At 53.1% G+C, this 23213-nt stretch carries 22 protein-coding genes; 13 read left to right on the top strand and 9 right to left on the bottom strand.

The features are described 5' to 3' along the window. The 5 genes from VFT64_01480 to purD form a co-directional block, all read right to left on the bottom strand. Positions 1–1005, bottom strand: a complete 1005-nt coding sequence (locus tag VFT64_01480; GenBank protein HEU5046494.1) for an NAD(P)/FAD-dependent oxidoreductase — start codon at positions 1003–1005, stop codon at positions 1–3. A 96-nt stretch (positions 1006–1101) separates the two neighbouring features. Then, positions 1102–1566 carry a hypothetical protein gene (locus VFT64_01475; GenBank protein ID HEU5046493.1) on the bottom strand — a complete coding sequence of 155 codons (465 nt, stop codon included), beginning with the start codon at positions 1564–1566 and terminating at the stop codon, positions 1102–1104. A gap of 18 nt (positions 1567–1584) precedes the next feature. Then, on the bottom strand, positions 1585–2097 hold the full coding sequence (locus tag VFT64_01470) for a histidine phosphatase family protein (protein HEU5046492.1): 513 nt from the start codon (positions 2095–2097) through the stop codon (positions 1585–1587). 2 nt (positions 2098–2099) lie between these two features. Next, positions 2100–3557, bottom strand: a complete 1458-nt coding sequence (xseA, locus tag VFT64_01465) for an exodeoxyribonuclease VII large subunit (protein ID HEU5046491.1) — start codon at positions 3555–3557, stop codon at positions 2100–2102. Continuing rightward, positions 3558–4820 carry a phosphoribosylamine--glycine ligase gene (purD, locus tag VFT64_01460; GenBank protein HEU5046490.1) on the bottom strand — a complete coding sequence of 421 codons (1263 nt, stop codon included), beginning with the start codon at positions 4818–4820 and terminating at the stop codon, positions 3558–3560. A gap of 57 nt (positions 4821–4877) precedes the next feature. On the opposite strand from purD, the gene VFT64_01455 reads away from it, so the two are divergent. From VFT64_01455 to holA, 4 genes are read left to right on the top strand one after another with little or no spacing between them, the layout of a single operon-like run. Further along, positions 4878–5393, top strand: a complete 516-nt coding sequence (locus VFT64_01455; protein HEU5046489.1) for a DUF3576 domain-containing protein — start codon at positions 4878–4880, stop codon at positions 5391–5393. Between the two features lie 24 nt (positions 5394–5417). Further along, on the top strand, positions 5418–7943 hold the full coding sequence (gene leuS / locus VFT64_01450; protein ID HEU5046488.1) for a leucine--tRNA ligase: 2526 nt from the start codon (positions 5418–5420) through the stop codon (positions 7941–7943). Then, positions 7927–8445, top strand: coding sequence for an LPS assembly lipoprotein LptE (gene lptE, locus VFT64_01445; GenBank protein ID HEU5046487.1), 519 nt, complete (start codon positions 7927–7929; stop codon positions 8443–8445). Before leuS ends, lptE begins: the two co-directional genes overlap by 17 nt. After that, complete coding sequence (holA, locus tag VFT64_01440) at positions 8442–9449, top strand: DNA polymerase III subunit delta (protein HEU5046486.1); 1008 nt, start codon at positions 8442–8444, stop codon at positions 9447–9449. The genes lptE and holA overlap by 4 nt, the downstream gene beginning before the upstream one ends. Here holA and VFT64_01435 read toward each other — a convergent pair. The 4 genes from VFT64_01435 to VFT64_01420 are packed head-to-tail and all read right to left on the bottom strand — an operon-like array spanning position 9446 to position 14278. Further along, positions 9446–10480: a bifunctional UDP-4-keto-pentose/UDP-xylose synthase gene (locus tag VFT64_01435; protein ID HEU5046485.1), complete on the bottom strand. Its 1035-nt coding sequence runs from the start codon at positions 10478–10480 to the stop codon at positions 9446–9448. The two genes, holA and VFT64_01435, sit on opposite strands and share 4 nt — an antisense overlap. Next, complete coding sequence (locus tag VFT64_01430; protein ID HEU5046484.1) at positions 10477–11409, bottom strand: glycosyltransferase; 933 nt, start codon at positions 11407–11409, stop codon at positions 10477–10479. The genes VFT64_01435 and VFT64_01430 overlap by 4 nt, the downstream gene beginning before the upstream one ends. A gap of 14 nt (positions 11410–11423) precedes the next feature. Beyond that, positions 11424–12560 (bottom strand): DegT/DnrJ/EryC1/StrS aminotransferase family protein, encoded by a 1137-nt coding sequence (locus tag VFT64_01425; protein HEU5046483.1) that lies wholly within the window; start codon positions 12558–12560, stop codon positions 11424–11426. After that, positions 12557–14278, bottom strand: coding sequence for a glycosyltransferase family 39 protein (locus VFT64_01420; GenBank protein ID HEU5046482.1), 1722 nt, complete (start codon positions 14276–14278; stop codon positions 12557–12559). The genes VFT64_01425 and VFT64_01420 overlap by 4 nt, the downstream gene beginning before the upstream one ends. A 96-nt stretch (positions 14279–14374) precedes the next feature. On the opposite strand from VFT64_01420, the gene VFT64_01415 reads away from it, so the two are divergent. The 9 genes from VFT64_01415 to VFT64_01375 all read left to right on the top strand — a co-directional run bounded on the left by VFT64_01415 (position 14375) and on the right by VFT64_01375 (position 23208). Next, on the top strand, positions 14375–15244 hold the full coding sequence (locus tag VFT64_01415; protein ID HEU5046481.1) for a DUF692 domain-containing protein: 870 nt from the start codon (positions 14375–14377) through the stop codon (positions 15242–15244). Further along, positions 15241–15996 carry a DNA-binding domain-containing protein gene (locus VFT64_01410; GenBank protein HEU5046480.1) on the top strand — a complete coding sequence of 252 codons (756 nt, stop codon included), beginning with the start codon at positions 15241–15243 and terminating at the stop codon, positions 15994–15996. Before VFT64_01415 ends, VFT64_01410 begins: the two co-directional genes overlap by 4 nt. A gap of 56 nt (positions 15997–16052) precedes the next feature. Further along, positions 16053–17963: a threonine--tRNA ligase gene (gene thrS / locus VFT64_01405; protein ID HEU5046479.1), complete on the top strand. Its 1911-nt coding sequence runs from the start codon at positions 16053–16055 to the stop codon at positions 17961–17963. An 88-nt stretch (positions 17964–18051) separates the two neighbouring features. Continuing rightward, positions 18052–18576: a translation initiation factor IF-3 gene (gene infC / locus VFT64_01400; protein ID HEU5046478.1), complete on the top strand. Its 525-nt coding sequence runs from the start codon at positions 18052–18054 to the stop codon at positions 18574–18576. A gap of 4 nt (positions 18577–18580) precedes the next feature. Beyond that, complete coding sequence (gene tatC / locus VFT64_01395; GenBank protein HEU5046477.1) at positions 18581–19348, top strand: twin-arginine translocase subunit TatC; 768 nt, start codon at positions 18581–18583, stop codon at positions 19346–19348. A gap of 1 nt (position 19349) precedes the next feature. Continuing rightward, complete coding sequence (serS, locus tag VFT64_01390) at positions 19350–20615, top strand: serine--tRNA ligase (GenBank protein HEU5046476.1); 1266 nt, start codon at positions 19350–19352, stop codon at positions 20613–20615. A 90-nt stretch (positions 20616–20705) separates the two neighbouring features. Beyond that, the gene (locus VFT64_01385) at positions 20706–21608 is read left to right on the top strand and encodes a peptidylprolyl isomerase (protein HEU5046475.1); all 903 of its coding nucleotides are present in this window, start codon (positions 20706–20708) and stop codon (positions 21606–21608) included. 2 nt (positions 21609–21610) lie between these two features. Continuing rightward, positions 21611–22837: a bifunctional glutamate N-acetyltransferase/amino-acid acetyltransferase ArgJ gene (gene argJ / locus VFT64_01380; protein HEU5046474.1), complete on the top strand. Its 1227-nt coding sequence runs from the start codon at positions 21611–21613 to the stop codon at positions 22835–22837. 26 nt (positions 22838–22863) lie between these two features. Beyond that, positions 22864–23208 (top strand): DMT family protein, encoded by a 345-nt coding sequence (locus VFT64_01375; protein ID HEU5046473.1) that lies wholly within the window; start codon positions 22864–22866, stop codon positions 23206–23208. Positions 23209–23213 lie beyond the last annotated feature (5 nt).

The following is a 23213-nucleotide window of genomic DNA, read 5'->3' as shown; positions in this document are numbered from 1 at the left end:
TTACGCATGTACCCCTTTTGTCGTCGAATATTCAAAATGCAACGCTTCGCCCGGATGCACGATCGGATAGATCGCATGGCAGGCCGAAGCCGCCTCCGAGAACCCGCACAATATGAGTTTCAGTTTTCCTTCATAAGCCGCAATATCGCCAATGGCAAAGATTCCCGGTTTATTGGTCGCCTGGGTCGTCCGGTCCACCGCGATATGGCTGCCGCTTAAACCCAGCCCCCATTCCGCAATCGGTCCCAGCTCCATTGCCAGACCAAAGAATGGCAGCAATGCATCCGCTTCCAGCTCCCGCTTCTCGCCGTCCAGCGTTTCAACCACAACATGGCTTAATTTTCCATTATGACCTTTCAGTGCGGCAAGCTGATATGGGATCACAAGCTCTACATTGCCATCTTTAGCAAGCGCATCCAGCTTTGCAGCGCTTTCGGGCGCACAGCGGAATTTAGGGCGGCGGTGGATGACGTAAACTTTCTTTGCCAGCGGAGCCAGGGAAATCGCCCAGTCCACAGCGGAATCGCCACCGCCTGCGATTACGATGGTTTTATCGCGGTAATCCTCGCGCCGAGCGACCATGTAGAATACGCTCTTGCCTTCATATTGTTCAAGACCGTCCAGCGGAGGACGATTCGGCCCGAATGCACCGCAGCCCGCCGCAATGATGATGGCCTTGCACTGGATCTTTGTTCCGGTGGAAGTGGTCACCGTATAAGCACCGGCCTGTGTTTCAGCCACTTTCTCTACGCGCTGGCCCAGATGGTAGACGGGAGCGAAAGGAGCCGCCTGCTCTTCGAGTTTCTTAACGAGATCGGCCGCGTCAATCGCCGGATAACCCGGAATGTCGTAAATCGGCTTTTCAGGATAGAGGGCCGCGCACTGACCGCCAATCATATCCAGCGTATCCACCACGTGGCAGCGCATCTTTAGCATCCCAGCCTGAAAAACGGCAAACAGTCCGACCGGCCCAGCGCCAATTATGACTATATCCGTGTTATGCATTTGTTCCGACATCGTTTCACTCAAATCTATTAATGGTAATGATTGTGCAGGTGCGCGAGCGCAGACTAATACCCGAAAAGGCAATTGTAAACCCGGTTATTCCTCGCGTCCGACCACTTCCTTGCCCCAATCCTCGATGGCTCTTTTCTGCTGTATTTCCAGATGCAGGATGCGGCCTTTATAGAGGCCGTCGAGCACCACGGCTGCAATCAGCGGACTGCAATGCACAATCACCCACCCGAGCCCGGCCGAGCCATACATGACGAACCAGACTAGCGGATCGGTCAGCCGGTCTTTAATAGCGAGCAGTGTGCCCCCTTGCGCGTAAACGTCCATCATATACGGAAACATACCGGCAAAGTTAAGCGCGGCGACGGTATAGGAAGTATATTTCTTCGGATCATGGTCCACGATATAGGCCACCATGGCGGGAATCATGCCGATGAAAAAGAAGAGGAAACTCATTTTCAGCACCCCTGCGCCCGCAATCGAAAGCGCCATGAGGATGCCCATTCTTCTTTTAGACTTATTCGCTGAAGGGTCGGCCGGTTTTTTTGCCATATGAATTTCCGCTCATCCTTATGAACCCGAAGGGGTTACAAAATCAGCAAGTTCGCCACTTCCCGGCCTGACATCCGCCCAGGAACCTTCCGCAAAACGCAGGACCGTCAGCGAACCGGTCGGGTATTTCAGCTCCAGTTCCGCATGCAGGTCGCTGCTCACAGGCTGGGCCATCACCAGCGCCAGATGGTGCATGACCGGATTATGCCCTACAATCATGACAGAGTCTACTTCATCCTCAATATCATGAAGGCGGGTAATGATTTCTTCCGCACTGCAATAGTACAGATCTTTTTCGAATATATGTTTGGGTGAGAGCCCGGCCGCTTCCATTACCAGCTCAAAGGTTTCATGCGTGCGTGCGGCTGCGGAGCAGAGCACAAGGCCGGGATGATAATTTTTGCGTTTCATGTATTCACCGATCGTGCCGCACGCCTCACGTCCACGCGGAGCGAGCTTTCTGTCGATATCTTCTCCCTTGCTGCTGGCGGGCTCGGCTTTGGCGTGGCGTAACAGATAGAGCGTTTTCAATGTCAGTTTTCCCTTATAACACAATTTGCTATAGTCTTTATACCGTCAAAAAACTCTAACTCAAGCTTCTCTTGTTGCTGCAGCGCAGCAGCACGCGTTATAACCTGTCCATTTTCATTGCGTACCACCGCAAATCCGCGTTCCAAAACACTTTTATAATCCAATGAATTCAGTAATTTACCCATCGCTTCAAGCTTGCTTTCCCGGTCTTCGATGCCGCGCAGCATCAGGCGCGCCATGCGTCCTCCTGCTTCTTCCAACTTTGCCGTGTCATTTTTAATATGAGTAAGCAGATTCCCCGGCTGCAGCTTTGCGGCCGCAACAGCCAGTTGCTGATTCTTGCCATTAAGAGAAGCTGGCAGCGCCCCAGCAAGACGCTCACTCCAATCGTCCAGACGTTGGGTTGCGGTTTCCAGCAGGACTACGGGATTAGGCAATCCCCTTGCAAGCCCGCTTACCCTGTCCTCACGCACCTGCACCGTCCGCAACGCCGCCACGGATATACGCTTTTCAAGCTCGTTGATCGCCAGGATCAGTTCAGCCCGCACCGGCACCGCCATTTCCGCTGCCGCCGTGGGAGTGGGCGCGCGCCGGTCGGAAACATAGTCGATCAGCGTGGTATCGGTTTCATGCCCTACGGCTGAGATCACCGGAATGGCGGAGGCAGCGACCGCGCGCACGACCACTTCTTCGTTAAACGCCCATAAATCTTCCAGCGAACCGCCACCGCGCGCCACGATAATAAGGTCAGGCTTGATAGAGGTTGGAGCGATGCCGTTTCCACTAAAGAGATCAGCCCCCTGCTCTGCCCCTTCGCATAAATTCACCTGAAAGCCATTGCCTGCTATCTGGATTCCATACTTATTAAATCCTTCTACCGCACGGGCAACCTGTTCTGCTGCGCCCTCGCCCTGTACGGCCACTGGCCAGACCACCACATGGCATGCAAAACGGTCGCTCAGGCGGTGCAGTATATCGCGGATCACAGCCCCTGTCGGGGATGTTACCACACCTATAACCTGCGGCATGAACGGCAACGGCTTCTTGCGCTTTTCATCGAACAAGCCCTCTGCCGCCAGCATTTTTTTGCGTTTTTCGAGCAGCGCCATCAGGGCCCCTGCCCCGGCGGGTTCCATGAAATCGATTACGATCTGATAATTGGAGCGGCCCGGATAGGTCGTAATTTTACCGGAACAGATGACTTCAATTCCATCTTCCGGCCTGAATGGCAATTTGCTGACAATACCTTTCCAGCATACCGCGTCGAGCACCGCATTGGCGTCTTTAAGCTTTAGATAAGCATGGCCTGAACTGGCCAGTTTCCAGCCGGAAATTTCACCCCGCACGCGCACCTGGCCGAAATTATCTTCGACCACCCGCTTCAGCGCCGTCGAAATCTCGCTGACACTGTAAGCGAACTGGTTATGTTGCAGGCTGACGACTTCCGGTTCGGCCATCATTTATTTACCTACCACTTTGCTGCCGATATCCCTGCGGCAGAAGCCTTGCGGCCAGTGTATTTTATCTACCGCCTCATAGGCGCGCGTCTGTGCCTCGGCTATGGTCGGTGCCAACGCCGTCACGCCCAGAACACGTCCGCCGATGGCAATCACATTGCCGCCATTAGCCTGCGTGCCTGCATGAAATACCTTCACGTTCGGCATAGACGATACGGCATCGAGTCCGTTAATCACGCTACCTTTTTCATAGGCTTCCGGGTAACCCTTTGCCGCCATGACGACACAGAGCGCTGCTTCGGGCTTAAAACGGATATCCACTTTATCCAGGCCGCCTTTAACGCAAGCCATCAGCGCCGGCACCAGATCACTTTCCAGGCGCATCATGAGCGACTGGGTTTCAGGATCACCAAAACGCACATTATATTCGATCAGCTTCGGTCCGTTTTTTGTCATCATAAGTCCTGCGAACAGCACACCTTTATAGGGCATGCCTTCCGCCGCCATGGCTTTCACTGTAGGATGGATGATCTCATCCATCACGCGCTTGCGCATGGCATCCGTCATGATGGGTGCGGGTGAATAGGTTCCCATGCCGCCTGTATTCGGTCCTTTGTCGCCATCATAGGCGCGTTTATGGTCTTGCGCAGAGCCGAACTCAATGGCTTCCTCGCCGTCCGTCAGCGCAAAGAAACTCACTTCCTCACCTTCCAGAAACTCTTCAATCACAACGGAAGCGCCGGACTCGCCGAATTTGCCGCCCATGATATCCGTTACGGCTGCAACCGCCTCCTCCAGCGTCATGGCCACTACAACCCCTTTGCCCGCTGCAAGCCCATCCGCCTTAACAACAATCGGCGCGCCTTTTTGCTTTATATAATCTACCGCCGGAGCGAGCGCGGTGAATCGTTCATAATCTGCCGTGGGAATATTATATTTACGGCAGATATCTTTGGTAAAGCCTTTGGAGCCTTCCAGCTGCGCCGCCTTGGCAGAGGGGCCAAAGACAGGGATATTATTTGCATTCAAAGTATCCGCCAACCCTTCCACAAGCGGCACTTCCGGCCCCACTACGACCAGGCCGATTCCTTCTTTCTGGCAGAAAGCCACTATTTCCGCCTGCGCTGAAATGGCAACATTCGTCACGTCCAGCCCGATCCCGCCGTTACCGGGAGCGCAGAACACCTGAGAGACAAGCGGAGACTGTTTGATGCGCCATGCAATCGCATGTTCCCTGGCGCCGGAACCTATGACAAGAATTTTCATCGTTCGTTATATCTAATTTATTGATCTAAGGTTTAGTATTGCTTATATACATATTCCATGAACAAAAAACCACTCATAAATTCCTGCGCAAGCGCTGCTCTCCTGCTACTTGTCAGTGGATGCGGATTGTTTGCGAACGGCAAGGCGGAAGCCCCTGTCAATTCCAACCTCGAACTGAAGGAAAGCCGCGGCAGCCTTACGGGCGGCGCCGGTCTGTTCTCTTCCGGCGATAAAAGCAGCGGTGTCCCGGGCATCAGCGTGAACAGCTATCTGTGGCGCGCTACGCTCGATACGCTCTCCTTCATGCCGCTTGCCTCTGCCGACCCGTTCGGCGGCGTCATCATTACCGACTGGTATGAAGATCCCAAAGCCAGGGGTGAGCGTTACAAAGTCAACGCGCTTATCACGGACAGCGCATTGCGCGCGGATGCCATTCGCGTCAGCGTCTTCAAGCAGCGTCGCGACAATAAAGGCGTGTGGCGCGATATTGATGTCACCCCCGGCATGGCGCATGATCTGGAAGATGCTATCCTGACCCGTGCGCGGGAACTGCGCATCGCCCAGCCTAAATAAGCTCTTTTCTATCATCACCAGCATATGTCAGAAGCGCCCCGTTATAATTTCCGCGAAACCGAACAGAAATGGCAGAAGCTGTGGGAAGAAAAAAAGGTTTTTAGTGCGGGGGCAATGCAAGGCCCTTCTTACTATGTGCTGGAAATGTTCCCCTACCCCTCCGGCAATATCCATATGGGGCATGTGCGCAATTATACGCTCGGCGATGTTGTAGCACGTTATAAGAGAGCATGCGGTTTCGACGTATTGCACCCGATGGGATGGGACGCTTTCGGACTGCCAGCGGAAAACGCTGCGATTGAACGTGGTATCCACCCGGGCAAATGGACCTACCAGAATATCGCTACGATGCGCGATCAGCTCAAAACCATCGGGCTTTCCTATGACTGGGCGCGTGAACTGGCGACCTGCGATCCGGATTATTATCGCCATGAGCAGAAATTCTTTATCGAGTTTTTGAAAAAGGGCCTAGCCTATCGCAAGGAATCCTTCGTTAATTGGGACCCAATCGATAACACTGTACTCGCTAACGAGCAGGTAATTGAAGGGCGCGGCTGGCGTTCAGGCGCACTGGTAGAACGCAAAAAGCTCTCCCAGTGGTTCCTAAAAATCTCTGACTTTTCAGATGCGCTACTGGAAGGCCTGACCACGCTTTCCGACTGGCCGGAAAAAGTCCGCACGATGCAGGAACGCTGGATCGGAAAATCCATCGGCGCAAAGCTGACATTCAAAGTGGCCGACAATAAGGCGCAAGATATTGAAGTCTTCACCACCAGGCCGGATACGTTGTTCGGCATGTCATTCTGCGCCATTTCGCCGAATCATCCGCTGGCGCAGGAACTCGCAGCTTCCAATCCACAGCTTGCCGCTTTCATTGAAGAATGCAACCGTATTGGCACAAGCGAAGAAGCCATTGAGAAGGCTGAGAAGAAAGGCTTCGACACCGGCCTGAAAGTCCAGCATCCGTTTGAAGCGGGTCGTGAACATCCGGTCTATGTCGCTAATTTTGTGCTCATGGAATATGGCACGGGCGCTATTTTTGGCTGCCCAGCGCATGACCAACGCGACTTTGACTTCGCCACAAAATACAGTCTCCCGATTATTCCGGTTGTTGGCGATGGCGGAACACTTACCGAAGCCTATACGGGTGACGGAAAAATCATCAATTCTGGCTTCCTCAACGGACTGGATGTAGCTGAAGCCAAGGAAAAAGCGATTGCAGAGCTCGTGAAGCTCAGTGCAGGAGAAAAGACGATCAATTACCGCCTGCGCGACTGGGGTATTTCACGCCAGCGTTACTGGGGCTGCCCGATTCCGATCATTTATTGCGATGCATGCGGCGCCGTTCCCGTGCCGGATAAAGACCTGCCGGTGAAGCTGCCGGAAGACGTGACTTTCGACAAACCCGGCAATCCGCTCGCGCATCACCCGACCTGGAAGCATGTGAATTGCCCGACCTGCGGCAAAGCAGCCACCCGCGAGACCGACACTTTCGATACGTTCTTCGAGTCTTCCTGGTATTTCGCGCGCTTCTGCAGCCTGCCTTCCGAACAGGTTCCGCTTAATGCGGAAGCGATCAAACGCTTCATGCCGGTGGATAAATATATCGGCGGTGTGGAACATGCCGTACTGCATCTGCTCTACGCCCGATTCTTCACGCGTGCGCTCAAACATTGCGGATATCTGGATGTGGAGGAACCGTTCAAGGGCCTCATGACACAGGGCATGATCTGCCACGAAACCTATAAGGATGCCGCAGGAAACTGGCTCTATCCGGAAGATATCGTTAAGCAGGGCGATGCGCTGGTTGATAAAAAGAACGGCAAACCTGTCACTGTCGGCCGCTCCGAAAAGATGAGCAAGTCGAAGAAAAATACGGTCGATCCGCGCGCTATCATCACCGCATACGGTGCGGATACGGCCCGCCTTTTCATGCTATCCGATTCCCCGCCGGACCGTGACCTTGAATGGACGGAAGCAGGGATTGAAGGTTCCTGGCGTTACGTGAATAAATTATGGCGCGTGCTGCTGGAGAATACAGGAACGCAAGGCGCTATCGACGAAAGCGTTTCATTCAAGCTTCAGCAGGAAACGCATCGCACCATTGTGCGCGTCACGGAAGATATCGAACGTTTTCATTTCAATAAGGCTATCGCCCGCATTAGAGAACTAAGCAATCTGCTGGAAAAGTCCTTGCAGGCTTCGGCTGAAGCGTTGAAGGAAGCGCGTGAAACCCTTATGCACCTTATTGCTCCGTTCATGCCGCATCTGGCGGAGGAATTATGGCTGCAGTCCGGTCATCAGGACATGCTTTGCTTGCGCTCATGGCCTAAAGCAGACCCCGCTTTGTGCGTGGAAGATGAGATCACGATTGCCGTGCAGGTGAATGGAAAGCTGCGCACGACCATCTCCTGCAAAGCCAACGCACCGCGAGAGGAAGTCGAAGCGCTTGCAATGGCCACCAAAAACGTGCAGGATTCCATCCAGGACAAACAGATCAAAAAAATCATCTTTGTACCGGGGAAAATCGTCAATGTGGTCGTTGCGTAAAGCTGTCAGCGTATCTTTTATAGCCTGTTTTCTGGTTTTGGCTGGTTGCGGATTCCAGCCGATGTACGGCCAGCATTCTGGTCTCAGCTCCGATAGCCCGCTTTCCGGCAACCTGGCTATTGATCCCATTCCGGGGCATGAAGGGCAGATGCTGAAGAACTCACTGGAAGACAAGCTTAATCCGGAAGGTCAACGCACGGCCACTCCGGATTATCGCTTACAGATAGGGATTTCCAGAGCGCTCATTCCCGCAGTTGTGCAGAGTGACGGCACTATTCAGCGTTATAACGTAAAGATCCAATCCGATTTCAAACTCCTGCGTACAGCAGATAATAAATTGCTGCTAACCGGCCATATGGAACGTACCGGCAGCTATAACGTCACGGTTAACGCTAACTTCGCCACTTATGAAGCAGAACAGGATGTGATTAAGCGCAGCATTGAAGAGCTTGCCGAAGATTACATGCTGCGTCTGTCAGGATATTTTGCCGGAAAAGAATGAAAATAACCCCGCGAGATATAGCAGCTTTCCTGAAGCAGCCGGACCGGCAGACACAGGCCGCCCTGCTATATGGCCCGGATAGCGGATTGGTGCGGGAACGTTCACGAGAAATCGCCGCCACTATTCTTGGAAAGAATCCGGACCCGCTTAACCGTATCGAGCTGAATGGCAATCAGATCAAGTCCGATCCGGCACTTCTGCTGGACGAGCTCAATGCCTTAAGCCTGATGGGCGGAAACCGCGTGGTGATCGTGCGCGATCCGATAGAAAAAATCGAACCGATTATCAAATCTGCTTTCGAACGGAAAAACTCTACCTATTTGATCATCGAAGCGGAGGAACTGCCAACAAGCTCAGCGCTACGCAAGCTTTTCGAGAAGGAAGATTATTTTGCCGCTATCGCTTGCTATCTTGAGGAAGGACGCGGGCTGGAAGAACTTATCCGCACCACTCTTACCGGGTTTGGCCTAAACGTAAACCGGGATGCGCTGATGTATCTGACGGATAATCTCGGCAATGACAGAATGGTCACGCGCAGCGAACTGGAGAAGCTCGCGCTTTATATGGGCAATGAGAAAGAAGTGACGCTCCCCATCGCCATGCAGCTTACAGGAAATAACGCCTCGGAAAGCATTGACGATTTATGCAATAGTATTGCACTTGGCAAGTCCGAAGACTCAGGAAAGCTGCTTGCGCACTTGCTCAATGAGGGAACACAGCCTGTGGCAATCGTCCGCTCACTGATACGTTATTTCCAGCGGCTTGATATCGCTCACGGCCATATTGCTTCGGGTCAGAGCCGCGAACAGGCGATTAAAATGCTGCGGCCGCCGGTCTTTTTTAAATCCGTACCGATTATAGAACGCGCGCTTTCTCGGCTGTCGCCCGCCCGAATATCGCAATCGCTCACGCTGTTGCTGCGTACGGAGAAAGAGATCAAATCCGGCGTGATTCCTCCCGCGCTGCTTATCAGCAATGCTGTATTAACCTTACAAAAAAGCTAGGCTGATTGCTCTGCAGCAGGTTTATTGCTGATGTAATAATCCACGGTTTTCTTCAGTGCGTCGGCAAAGCTGGTCTTTACATGCCAATCTAATATGGTGTTGGCTTTCTTTACGCTGGGTACGCGGCGGTCCACATCCTGATAACCTTTGCCGTAATACGCATCGGCTGTGGTGGTGCGAATCTGCGTTTTAACGTTTGCGAATTCCGGATAGGATTTCGCCGCCGCCAGCAGCTGCTGCGCCAACTCCATGATGGAGGCTTCGTTTTCAGGGCAGCCGATATTGAAGATCTGGCTATCCGCAACACCATCTTTATTCTCGATGATTTTCATCATCGCTTCGATTGCGTCGTCAATATACAGGAAACAACGGCGCTGGCTGCCATCGCCTACGATCTGGATGTCACGATCATGAAAGATGTCGCTTAAGAACTGCGAAACAACGCGGCTGCTCTTGCCCTTGTTCGACCAGACATTGTCCAGTTTCGGTCCCATCCAGTTGAACGGACGGAACAGCGTGAACTGCAAGTCACCGCGTGCACCATAAGCGTAGATCACACGATCCATCATCTGCTTGCTGCAGGAATAGATCCAGCGCTGCTTGTGAATCGGCCCTGTCACCAGGCGGCTTTCCTCTTCATCATACGGCAGATCGTCGCTCATGCCGTAAACTTCTGAAGTGGAGGGAAATATCAGGCGCTTCTTATATTTGACGCAATCGCGCACTACGGCGAGATTCGCCTCGAAATCCAACTCGAATACCGAAATCGGGTCGCTGACATAGGTCGCGGGAGTCGCAATCGCAACCAGCGGCAGCACCACATCCACCTGCTTCACCTGATCGGCAATCCATGCGCGGCTTTCACGCATATCGGCCTGAATGAAGCCTACACGCGGATTGGAAACCAGATCGCCCAGTTTATCCGTGGCGATATCCAACGCGGTAATTTGCCAGTCCGGCCGATTGGCCACAATATGTTCAATCAGATTACTGCCGATAAAGCCGTTAGCGCCGAGTATAAGAATTTTCATTGATTATCCTGTCCCAAAACCTTGCGTATCACATAGCGCGGACGCTTGCGCACTTCAAGATAAATACGTCCTACATATTCGCCGATCAGCCCCAGCCCGGTAATGGCCACCCCCACCAGCAGGAATAAAATGCCAAAAAGCGTGAACACTCCCTGCGATTCCGGCCCGATGAAGATGCGCCTCAGCGCCAGCACGATCACGAGCATGCCGCTCATGCCGGAGAGCACAATCCCCAGAATCGTGAATAACTGCAGCGGCACAAGCGAAAAACCTGTCATCAGGTCAAAGTTATAGCGGATGAGCTTGTAAAGATTATAGTTTGACACGCCACCATGACGCTCTTCATGCGCCACTTCCACCTCTGTGGGGTTATTAGCGAAATACTGCGCAAGCACCGTGATGAAGGGTGTGCTTTCATCGCTTTCAAGGATAAGGTCGATGATATTGCGGCGGTAAGCGCGTAGCATGCAGCCCTGATCTTTCATCTCGATGCGCGTAATCTTGGCGCGCACAATGTTGGACATTTTGGAGACGAACTTGCGATAGGCTGAATCCAGACGTGTTCCGCGGTAACCGCCGACTACGTCATGACCGGCATCGATCAGCGCAAGCAGCTTCGGGATTTCCTCCGGCGGGTTCTGCAGGTCGGCATCCATGGTCACGACTACATCACCCTTGGAAAGCTGGAAGCCCGCCATAATCGCCGGGTGCTGACCGTAATTGCGCGCAAACTGGATCACCTTGATGACATCGGGACGTGCAGCGTGCAGACGGTTCAGGATCGCCTGAGAATCGTCCCTGCTGCCGTCATTGGTCATGATGACTTCATACGACTTCCCCAGCGCATCCAGCACGGGCAGCAGCCTCGAACAGAGATGGTCAAGATTTGCGGATTCGTTATAGACGGGAATGACGACGCTTAAATACATATCCTACCCATGATTTATGATAATGTTTCTTCAATCGCTTTTACGACACGGTCCAGCTCTTCCTGTGTCATGCGCGGGAACAGCGGCAGGCTGCAAATCTGCGAGCCTACGCGTTCCGCATTCGGAAAGTCTCCCTGTTTGAAGCCGAACGTTTCGCGGTAATAGGTAAACAGGTGCGCGCTGACATAATGCATCCCGATCCCTATATTCTTTTCCTTCATTTTCTCGATGAATGCATCACGCTCCGGCACAAGCGCCGTCAGCAAATGCCATGCATGGCGGTGGCTGTAAGACGGATCGGTGGGCAGGGAAAGAGCTTTGATGCCGGAGAGCCGCTTGCGGTATTCTTCCACCAGCACCTTACGACTGTCGATAAACCCGTCCAGCATCGGAAGCTGGCGCAGGCCGATGGCCGCCTGGATATCCATCATATTATATTTGAAGCCCGGCAGGACGACATCGTAATGCTGGCTGCCGCCTTTGCTGAAACGGTTGAATGCTTCGCGGTCGATGCCATGAAAACGCAGACGCTCAATCTGGCGCAACACTTCCTTATCGTCCGTCACCACCGCACCGCCTTCGCCCGTGGTCATATTTTTGTTCGGGTGGAAGCTCATCACAGCAATATCGCCGAAACTGCCGATACGCTTGCCTTTATATTCCGCGCCGATCGCGTGCGCCGTATCTTCAATCACGCGCAGACCGTATTGTTTTGCCAGTTCATATACCGGATCCATATCCACCGGAAGCCCTGCGAAATGTACCGGCATGATTGCACGGGTTTTAGCCGTGATGGCACGCCCCAGCTGTTTTACATCCATATTGCGCGTGTCAGGGTCAATATCCACCAGCACGGGCTTACCGCCTGCCTGCACAATCGTGTTAAGCGTCGCTACGAATGTGAGCGGCGTAGTAATGACTTCATCGCCCGGTTTTAAACCGATCGCCATTAAAGCCAGCTGCAGCCCTGCTGTTGCCGAAGCAAGGCAGCGCACGGCGCGACCGCCAAAATAAGCCGAAAGATCCTGCTCAAACTGCGCGACGCGCGGGCCCGTGGTCAGCCAGCCGGAGCGCAGCACTGCTTCCACATCCGCATAAGTCTCTTCGCTTAGCGTGGGGCGTGCAAAAGGGAGAAAAGGGGCTTCACTCATTTTTTAACCATTCCTACAGTATTGTTCGATAACTGGTTCATGAAAAGAATATTACGGCCGCTCTGCGTTACACCATACAGGTGCAGCTCCTGCGGGCTTTTATCCTTGGTCACGCGTTTGTACGATTCCTCACGCATAACAACAAACATCAGGTGATCGTCTTTCAGCCAGCGTTTCCAGAATTCCTCATCATTGATCATCCAGCCGGCAGTATCGCCATGCGTGGCGCCGAAAGTCAGTTCTGTTCCCTGCCACGAGACCACGGAGACCTTGCGCGCCAGATAGATCGGCAGATCCTGATAATATTCATCAAACAGCACCACCTCATCACCGGGTTTATCGAGCTGCTTGATCGCGCCGGCAATTTTCTCCATGGAGTCCTTATTATAGTGCGAGGCTACCATATCGCCCATCTGCACCAGTACCCCCGCCGCCACAATCATAGCAATCACAAGATGATGGCGCTTGCCCTGAATGTAAGTCACTAGCAGTGAAGCCGCCAGAAACATCGCGACAAGCGAGAAGTTGCGGACGTCGTCCCCACCTTGCTCTATCGCCACCATGACCTTGCTGCTACGATCCATCGTACCGGCAAATACGGAAGGCATAATAGCTGTGGCAGCCAGTAACAGCAGCAACACCGCAAACCCGATACCGAAGCCTTTCACTTCCTGCTCGCGCCAGATCCCGGCAAAATAACGGCCTATCAACACCGTCAGCGGCGGCCAGATAGGCAGGATATAGGGAATCAGCTTGGAATCCGACAGTGAGAAAAATACAAAAATAAATACCATCCAGATGACCAGAAAAAGCTGGACGCCATCCGTTTTACGCGCTTCCCAGAAACCTTTGAGACCGCTGCTCGCTCCCTGCCATGCAAAGCTTACCCACGGGAATAAACCCGCCACCAGCACGGTGACAAAAAACCAAGGCGGCTGGTAACGCCCTTCGATTTTGGTCAAATAACGCTGAAAATGCTCGCGGACGAAATAGAATTGCAGGAAATCCGCGTTACGTTGCACGACCAGCACATGCCACGGCACGGCAATCAACAGGAACAGCACAAGGCCTGTCGGAATACGCATTTCTGCCAGCAATTTCCACTTCTTCGTCATCGCCAGCCAAACCAGCACGATAGCACCGGGCAGCACCATGCCGATAAGCCCCTTGCTCAGCACTGCACCGGCTGCCGCCGCATACATTGCGTATATAACCACCGTGCGCTTACTGCCAGCAGGCCGGGTTGCCGCATACAGAAACGCTGAAAGCGTCGCCACCAGAAAAACGCTTACCGGCATATCCACCAGCACTATGCGCGAGAGCGCAAATACATACAGCGTTGTAGCAAGAATAGATGCGCTGAGCCAGCCCGTCAGCCGGTCATACAGCATTTCGCCCAGTAAATACGTTAGCACACACAGCAATACCGCAAAAAAAGCGGTCGGAACGCGGGCCGAAAACGGGTCTATTCCAAGATATTTGCTCGATGCCGCCTGCACCCAGTAAAATAGGGCGGGTTTTTCAAAATACTTTACGTAATCCAGGCGTGGCGTCACATAATCACCAGATTCGGCCATTTCGCGGCCAATCTCAATGTAACGCGATTCGCTTGGCGCGGAATATGGCCTGCCGCCAAGCCCAATGCCGAACAGCACCGCCGCCAGCAGTGCAATCGCTACCCAATTGGCCCATGACCGCTCAAAAATCTTCCTGCACATGGCTTCCGTCAACAGACCTTTCTGCCTTCCATTGATGAAGTGAAACGATGCCGTAAATATTAGACAGCAATCTCCCACTCTGTTAAAGCTAAATCCATGCAAACACAAACAGAAAATGCAGCAAAAAATATTTTTGGATATCCCGCTCTTGGTTTCGGCCTCGGGCTGCGGACGCCGCATTATGATACGATTCTCGAAACCCGTCCCAAAAGCGTTGACTGGTTCGAAATCATCTCGGAAAACTTCCTCGAATCGCATCGCGGCTACTGGGACTTTCTGGCCGACCTGCGGCAGGATTACCCTATCGTCATGCATGGGGTTTCGCTTTCCATCGGCTCGCCAGATCAGCTGAATGCCGATTATCTGGACAAGCTCAGGTTGCTGGCGGATTTTCTCCAACCACCATGGATTTCAGACCATCTGTGCTGGACTGGCACAAACGGTATAAACACGCATGACCTGCTTCCCGTCCCTTATACTGAGGCGATGCTGCAGCATATCGTGACTCGCATCCGCCAGGTGCAGGATATACTGGGCAGGCGTATTCTGCTGGAAAATCCATCAACCTATGTTGAATTCAATGCCTCCTCCATACCGGAATGGGAATTTATCGCCCGCATGGCGGAGGAAGCCGATTGCGGCTTGCTGCTGGATGTCAACAATGTGTATGTGAACGCGTTCAATCACGGCTATGACGCGCGCCGCTATATCGATGCGATTCCTGCGGAACGCATTGTCCAGATCCATCTTGCGGGGCACCGTAATCTCGGCACTCACATTGTGGATACGCATGATAATCATGTTATCCGCGAAGTCTGGGAATTATATTGTTATGTTCTGAAGCGCAGTGGGTTGATCTCTACTATGGTTGAATGGGATGGAAATATCCCGGATTTTCCCGTGCTGCTGGCAGAACTCGACAAAGCCCGTCAAATCGCCGCTGATCCACAGAGCATCGCCGCATGACGCTTCCCCTTCGCATATTAAAGCATTTTCAGACCGCTATTGTCAGCAATAATGCGGATGCGGTCACATCCGACATTAAGCCAGGCGGCCATTTCGATGTTTATGCCGAAGGCTACCGCATCCGCCTTTCACAGGCACTGGAAGATGACTATCCTTCGTTGGCTGCATTGCTGGGGGAGAAAGAGTTTGATCGCCTGGCGCTTGAATTTATCGCCCAGTGTCCTTCGCAAGACTACAATCTGGACCGCTATCCGCATGGATTCTGCACTTTTCTGTGTGAGAAGCTGCAAAACCGTTTTGCAGTTGAAGTCGCCCTGCTGGAACATGCCATAGCCACCGTTTTCATGGCTGAAGACAGTGCGCCACTCAGTCCGGAAATACTACAAACACTCGCCCCCGAATCGCTTGCCGCCCTGCGGCTGCTGCCACGCAAAGCATTCCGCCTTTTGCATTTTGATTACCCTGTCAACGGGTGGCTGGATACGATGCGCGCCGAAAATAATGCCCCTCCCTCGCCCGCGCCGCAAGCCAGTTATGTCTGCATAGTGCGCCACAAGAATAATGTGCACAGGCATGAACTAAGCGCTGCCGGTTACGCGCTGCTTTCGGAGCTTGCCCTGGGGCATCCCGTTGAAGACGCTCTTGTGCAGGCTATCGGCAAGCACCCCGCTTATGAGGCCGATATACTGGCCGGCCTGCAAAGCTGGTTCCATCCCTGGCTGGAAAACGGCTTTTTTCGCATTGACAGTTAGAGCATTCCATATAAAATATATTCCCCAATAATTTAGAGGATTAAAGCGCTACACGCATGGCCATCAAGATTACTTTTCCCGATAACAACATCCGTGAGTATGAATCCTCTGCAACCGGTGAACAGATAGCCGCATCGATCAGCAAAAGCCTGGCGAAGGCTGCGCTTGCCGTCAAAGTTGATGGTGAATTGCGCGATCTTTATCTCCCTATCGGGCATGACGCCAAAATTGAAATCATCACGCCGCAATCGGAAGAAGGTTTGGAGATTATCCGTCATGACGCTGCGCATCTGATGGCGGAAGCGGTGAAAGAGCTTTTCCCCGATACGCAGGTGACCATCGGTCCGGCGATCGAAAACGGTTTCTATTATGACTTTGCGCGCGATAAACCTTTTTCCAGCGAAGATCTGGAAGTAATCGAAAAGCGTATGCAGGAAATCAGCCAGCGCGCCGAGCCCGTACGCCGCGAGGAATGGAAGCGCGACGACGCAGTGGCATTCTTCAAAAAGATCGGCGAAGACTATAAAGCTGAAATTATCTCCAGCATCCCGGCCGACCAGACCATCAGCCTGTACCGCCAGGGCGAATTTATGGATCTGTGCCGCGGCCCCCACGCCCCGAGCACAGCGCATGTAAAAGCATTTAAGCTGATGAAAGTTGCCGGTGCCTACTGGCGCGGCGACAGCAATAACGCCATGCTCCAGCGTATTTACGGCACGGCATGGGCGGACGAAAAACAGCTCAAGGCATATCTTCATATGCTGGAAGAAGCCGAAAAGCGCGATCACCGCAGGCTTGGTCGTGAGCTTGGGCTTTTCCATATCCAGGAAGAAGCGACCGGCCAGGTCTTTTGGCACGATAAGGGCTGGACGCTTTACCGCACGATTGAGAATTACATCCGTACGAAGATCCGCGGCAAAGGCTATATTGAGGTCAAGACCCCTATTCTTGTGGATCGCAGCCTGTGGGAAGCTTCCGGCCATTGGGAAAAGTTCGGCGAAAACATGTTCACGGCAGAATCCGAAGAACGCATTCTCGCGCTGAAACCCATGAACTGCCCCTGCCACGTGCAGATTTTCCGTCAGGGCATCAAGAGTTACCGCGACCTGCCGCTGCGTATGGCCGAATTCGGCACCTGCCACCGTAACGAGCCTTCCGGCGCGCTGCACGGTATCATGCGCGTGCGGGGCTTCGTGCAGGACGACGCTCATATTTTCTGCACGGAAGACCAGATCACCTCTGAGACAGTGGCGTTCTGCGAGCTTCTAAAGCAGGTTTACAAGGATTTCGGGTTTACCAGCATCAGTGTAAAGTTCTCCGACCGTCCCGCCAAACGCGCTGGTACGGATGAAACATGGGATAAGGCCGAGAGCGCTTTAAAGTCCGCCGTGGAAGCGGCAGGCCTGCCCTATACAATCAATCCAGGCGAAGGCGCCTTCTATGGGCCGAAACTGGAATTCGTGCTGCGTGATGCCATCGGCCGTGACTGGCAGTGCGGCACGCTGCAGGTGGACTTCGTATTGCCAGAACGCCTTGATGCGGAATATGTCGGCGCTGATGGTGCCAAGCACCGTCCGGTTATGCTGCACCGCGCGATCCTCGGCTCGCTGGAGCGTTTCATCGGCATTTTGATCGAAGAATATGCCGGTAAATTCCCGCTGTGGCTCGCTCCTGTGCAGGCCGTTGTGACCACTATCACGAACGAAGCGGACGATTATGCGCAGGAAGTGAAAGCCGCGCTTGAAAAAGCGGGCTTGCGCGTTCAGCTCGATATTAGTAATAACAAGATCAATTATAAGATCCGCGAGCATTCCAATGCGAAGATCCCCGTGATCCTTGCGCTGGGCGCACGCGAGAAGGCGGAAAAGACCGTTTCCATCCGCCGCATCGGCTCGGACAAGCAGGAAGTGATGTCGCTCGAACAAGCGGCTGAATCGCTGAGCCTTGAAGCCAGATCACCGCTATGATTTCCCGGCATATATGCCTGGGTATCTCATCGCCCGCCCTTAACCCGGTGGGCTTTACCTATTCTTATCAACCAATCAAAGGAATACTATGACGACACAAAAACCCAATAACGACGAACCGCGTATCAATCACGAAATCAGGACTGCCTCCATCAGGTTGATTGATGCCAGGGGAAATATGGTTGGTGTTGTGTCGGCCAGGGAAGGTATTCGCGCCGCCGAAGATGCCGGGCTTGACCTTGTCGAGATTTCGCCAAATGCCGAACCGCCCGTGTGCAAGATCATGGATTACGGCAAATATAAGTACGAAGCCCAGAAGAAGGCTGCTGACCAGCGCAAGAAGCAGAAAGTCATTGTCATTAAGGAAATCAAGCTGCGTCCGACCATCGACAAGCACGATCTTGATGTCAAAATGCGCGCTGTTCACAAGTTCATTGAAGAAGGCGACAAGGTGAAGTTCTCGCTGAAATTCCGTGGCCGCGAAATCGCCCACCAGGAAATCGGCCGTAAGCTGCTCGAGCAGATCCAGGCGGATTTAGCGGATACGGTAAAGATCGAGATGTCACCGCGCATGGAAGGCCGTCAACTGGTCATGATGATCGCACCGAAGTGAGCCAATGGATGAGGAAATAGAACATAGCCGCGCCCCGTTGATGGACCACCTTGTCGAGTTTCGCTCAAGGCTGGTTAAATGCTGCTGGGCGCTGCTTGCGGGCTTTTCCATCAGCTATTATTTTTCCGAACGGATCTATTCCTTTCTTGTACAGCCGCTGGCCAGCGCTTATCCCGATCCGGAATCGCGGCGGCTGATTTACACCGGGCTTACCGAAGCCTTCATGACGTATGTGCATCTTTCACTTTTTACAGGACTTTTCCTTGCGTTTCCGGTGATTGCTTATCAGTTCTATATGTTCCTCGCCCCGGGAATGTATAAGACCGAACGCAAGGTCGTGATGCCGTATCTGGTTGTCTCGCCACTGCTGTTTTTTGCAGGCGCAGCACTCGCCTATTACTATATCTTCCCGATGGCATGGAAATTTTTCCTGAGTTTTGAAACCACGGAAAGCAGTGGCGTGCGCATCCAGCTGGAAGCACGTGTAAGCGAATATCTATCGCTTGTGATGCATGTGCTGATCGCGTTCGGACTGGCATTCCAGTTACCCGTTATTTTGACGCTGATGGCACGTGTCGGTCTTACAAATTCCCGCGTTCTCGCCAAAGGCAGGCGTTATGCGATACTGGCCATCGTCATCGTGGCGGCTTTCCTGACACCGCCCGACGTATTAAGCCAGATCGGCCTTTCCATCCCTCTCTATCTGCTTTACGAAATCAGCATTCTATGCTGTAGAAGAATCGAAGCTAACAAACCGCAACCGGAACAGTAATATGCACGATATAAAATTCATCCGCGAAAATCCCGAAGTGTTCGACAAGGGATTAGAGAAACGTGGACTCGCACCGCAATCTGCCAATTTTCTTAAGCTGGATGAAGAAAAACGCGCCAAGCAAACCGAACTGCAGGAACTGCTTGCACAGCGTAACCAGTTTGCCAAAGCGATCGGCCAGGCTAAAGCCAAAGGTGAAGATGTCAGCACGATCATGGCTGAGTCCAAAAACGTGAATGAACGCATCGCTTCTTTGGAGAAGTCGGTCAATGAAGAAGATGCGCTGACGGCAGCGCTGGCATCCTTGCCAAATCTACCTGCCGCAGATGTGCCTGTCGGCAAGGATGAACATGATAACGTGCAGATCCGTGAACATGGCAGCAAGCCTGTATTTTCCTTTACACCAAAGGAGCATTTCGACCTTGGTGAAAAACTCGGCATGATGGATTTTGAACGCGCAGCAAAAATCTCCGGCGCACGCTTCGTTGCGCTTAAAGGCCCGCTTGCGCGGCTCGAGCGCGCGCTTGCAAACTTCATGCTCGATATCCATACAAAGGATTTCGGTTTCACGGAAGTCGTGCCGCCGATGCTTGTGAAGGATAACGCCGTCTTTGGTACCGGGCAGTTGCCTAAATTCTCCGAAGATCTGTTCAAGACTACCACGGGTCACTGGCTCATCCCCACGTCCGAAGTGTCGCTCACCAATCTCGTGGCCGATGAAATCCTGGCTGAAACCGAGTTGCCAATGCGCCTGACCGCTTATACGCCGTGTTTCCGTTCGGAAGCGGGGTCTGCGGGTAAGGATACGCGCGGCATGATCCGCCAGCACCAGTTCACCAAAGTAGAAATGGTATGCATCGCGCATCCGGATCAGTCCGACGCGGAACATGAGCGCATGACGGCAGGCGCGGAAGAAGTATTGAAGCGCCTCGGCCTGCATTACCGCGTGATGCAGCTTTGCACGGGCGATATGGGATTCAGCTCGCGCAAGACCTATGACATTGAAGTCTGGCTGCCGGGGCAGAACGCTTACCGTGAGATTTCCAGCATCTCCAATTGCGGCGATTTCCAGGCGCGGCGTATGAAAGCGCGTTTTCGTGTGAAGGATGCCAAAGGTACGCAATTCGTCCATACGCTGAACGGCTCAGGCCTTGCTATCGGCCGGACGATGGTCGCCATTCTGGAGAACTACCAGCAGGAAGACGGCAGCATTCGCGTGCCCGACGCTTTGCGTCCATACATGGGCGGGCTTGAGGTTATCAAGTGATTGCTTTGAGGGCTTGAAATCACTTTATGACTATGCCATAAATGCTTCCCCGCCTCCGGGCAGATTTTCTAAATATAAAAAGGGAATTCCATGAAGAATACCGTTCTTACGCTTTCCGCCGCCGCGCTTCTGTTCGCGCTTCCGGCACATGCACAGGATACAACCCATGCCGAAAAGACAAAGCAGGATTACGTGATCCTGAAAGTTGGCAGCGACGACATTAAACGCTCGGAAGTGGATGCGGTGTGGAAAAGCATTTTCCCCGGTGGCAACCCGCCCGATTTCGACACATTCGAACAGAAAATAAAAGACAATGTGCTTCGCGGCGTTGCGAGCGAACATATTGTGGAGAAGGAAGCTGAAAAGGCTGGCGTTCAGAATGATCCGGAAGTGAAAGAACGCATTGCCGCTGCTGAAAAGCAGATCGTTATCCAGGAATTCCTGAAGCAGAAAGCCAAACAGCTCGTTACCGACGACAAGCTTAAGGCGCTTTATGCTGAACGCACGAAGACACCGGAAGAAGAAGTACATGCACTTCATATCCTGGTAAAGACCAAGGAAGAAGCAGAAGCTCTTGAAAAGAAATTGAAGAAAGGCGCAAACTTCGAAGAATTGGCGAAGAAGAATTCTACCGATCCTTCCAGCGTTAATAACGGCGGCGATCTGGGCTGGTTCACCAAAGACAAAATGGTGCCGGAATTCTCGCAGGCTGCTTTCTCGCTTAAGCCCGGTCAGGTTTCCGATCCGATTAAAAGCGATTTCGGCTGGCATATCATAAAGGTTGAAGGCCGCCGTCAATCCACACCGCCGAGCTTTGACCAGATGAAATCGCATCTGGCGCAGGAACTGGGCAACAAGGTCGTCGGCGACTATATCAACGACCTGATGAAGGGCGAAAAAGTTACCGCGTATGATGCCAGCGGCAAATCGCGTGAACTTCCAGCGCTTCCGGCTCCTGAAGCAGCTCCCAGCAAGCCGGCTGCTGCTGAGTAACTATGAAACTGTCACCGCTCGCACCAGCCTCTTACCCCAGCCTGCCGTCTATCTCCGGGGTGAGGCTGGCTGCGGCGGAATGCAATATCCGTTATAAGAACCGTCCCGACGTACTGCTTGTAACGCTCGACGAAGGCACGCAAGCCGCCGGAGTGTTCACAACCTCCCTGACTGCCGCCGCTCCCGTTCAATGGTGCCGGCAGTCCCTTGCTTCCGGTATGGCACGTGCGCTGATCGTTAATTCCGGCAATGCAAACGCCTTCACCGGCAAAATCGGCATGGAGTCCGTTGAACGCGTCACCGCCACCGCTGCTTCCATTCTTTCCTGCCTGCCGCATGAGGTTATGATTGCCTCCACAGGTGTCATCGGCGAACCGCTGGCTGACGATAAAATTACCGGCGCACTTCCCTCGCTCCAGAATGCTTTATCCGCCGGTGCATGGGAGACCGCTGCCCGCGCGATCATGACGACCGACACATTCATGAAAGTCGCTACGGCAACGGCTGAGATTGACGGTGTTAAGATCACCATCAACGGCATCGCCAAAGGTTCCGGCATGATCGCACCGAATATGGCGACGTTGCTGAGCTTCGTATTTACGGACGCCAGCATCCCCGCTTCCCTATTGCAGGAGCTGGTGGCGCAGGCTAATCAGGCTTCGTTCAATTCAATTACGGTAGACAGCGATACTTCCACGAACGATACACTTATTGCTTTTGCCACGGGCAAAGCCGCGCATAAACCTGTCGCTTCTTTGCAGGACCCGCGAATTGATAGCTTCAAAACGGCCTTTACGGAAGTGCTGACGGATCTGGCCATACAGATCGTAAAAGACGGTGAAGGCGCGCAGAAGCTCATCGCTATTACCGTGGAAGGTGCGGATTCCGACAAGGCCGCGCATAACATCGCCATGACCATTGCCAATTCCCCGCTCGTGAAAACCGCAATCGCCGGGGAAGACGCCAACTGGGGCCGCATCGTTATGGCGGTGGGCAAATCCGGCGAAAAAGTGGAACAGGAACGCATCAGCGTGATGATCGGTGGAGTTACGGTAGCCAAGGACGGTGCACGCGCGCCGGGCTACGATGAAACTCCCGTCAATGCTCATATGAAGGGCCAGTATATCGAAATCGTTGTCGGGCTTGCCATGGGCACCGGGCGTGCCCGCGTTTATACGTGCGACCTGACGCATGGTTATATCGATATTAACGGAAGTTACCGCAGCTAACGGCTGCCCCTCTGAAAGGGTTTATTATGCAAACCATACTTCTGCTGATCGGCTCGAACATCTTCATGACATTCGCTTGGTACGGCCATCTAAAAAATCTGAACCACAAGCCCCTGATTTTCGCCATCTTAGTGAGCTGGGGCATTGCGTTCTTTGAATATGTACTGCAGGTCCCGGCTAACCGTATCGGCTACCGGGTGTTCAGCTTAGGCCAGTTGAAAATCATCCAGGAAATCATCACTATGTGTGTGTTTGCGGGTTTTTCCTATTTTTATATGGAAAAAGCGCTTACCCTCAATTTCCTCTATGCATCCTGCTGCATGATTGCAGCGGCCTATTTTATTTTTCAGGACACGCCTGTAGGGCACTAAGCAGT

The organism is Rickettsiales bacterium (assembly GCA_035765535.1).
In the GTDB taxonomy this organism is placed as follows: domain Bacteria; phylum Pseudomonadota; class Alphaproteobacteria; order Rickettsiales; family JABCZZ01; genus JABCZZ01.
This window is presented reverse-complemented; position numbering and strand designations above follow the sequence as displayed.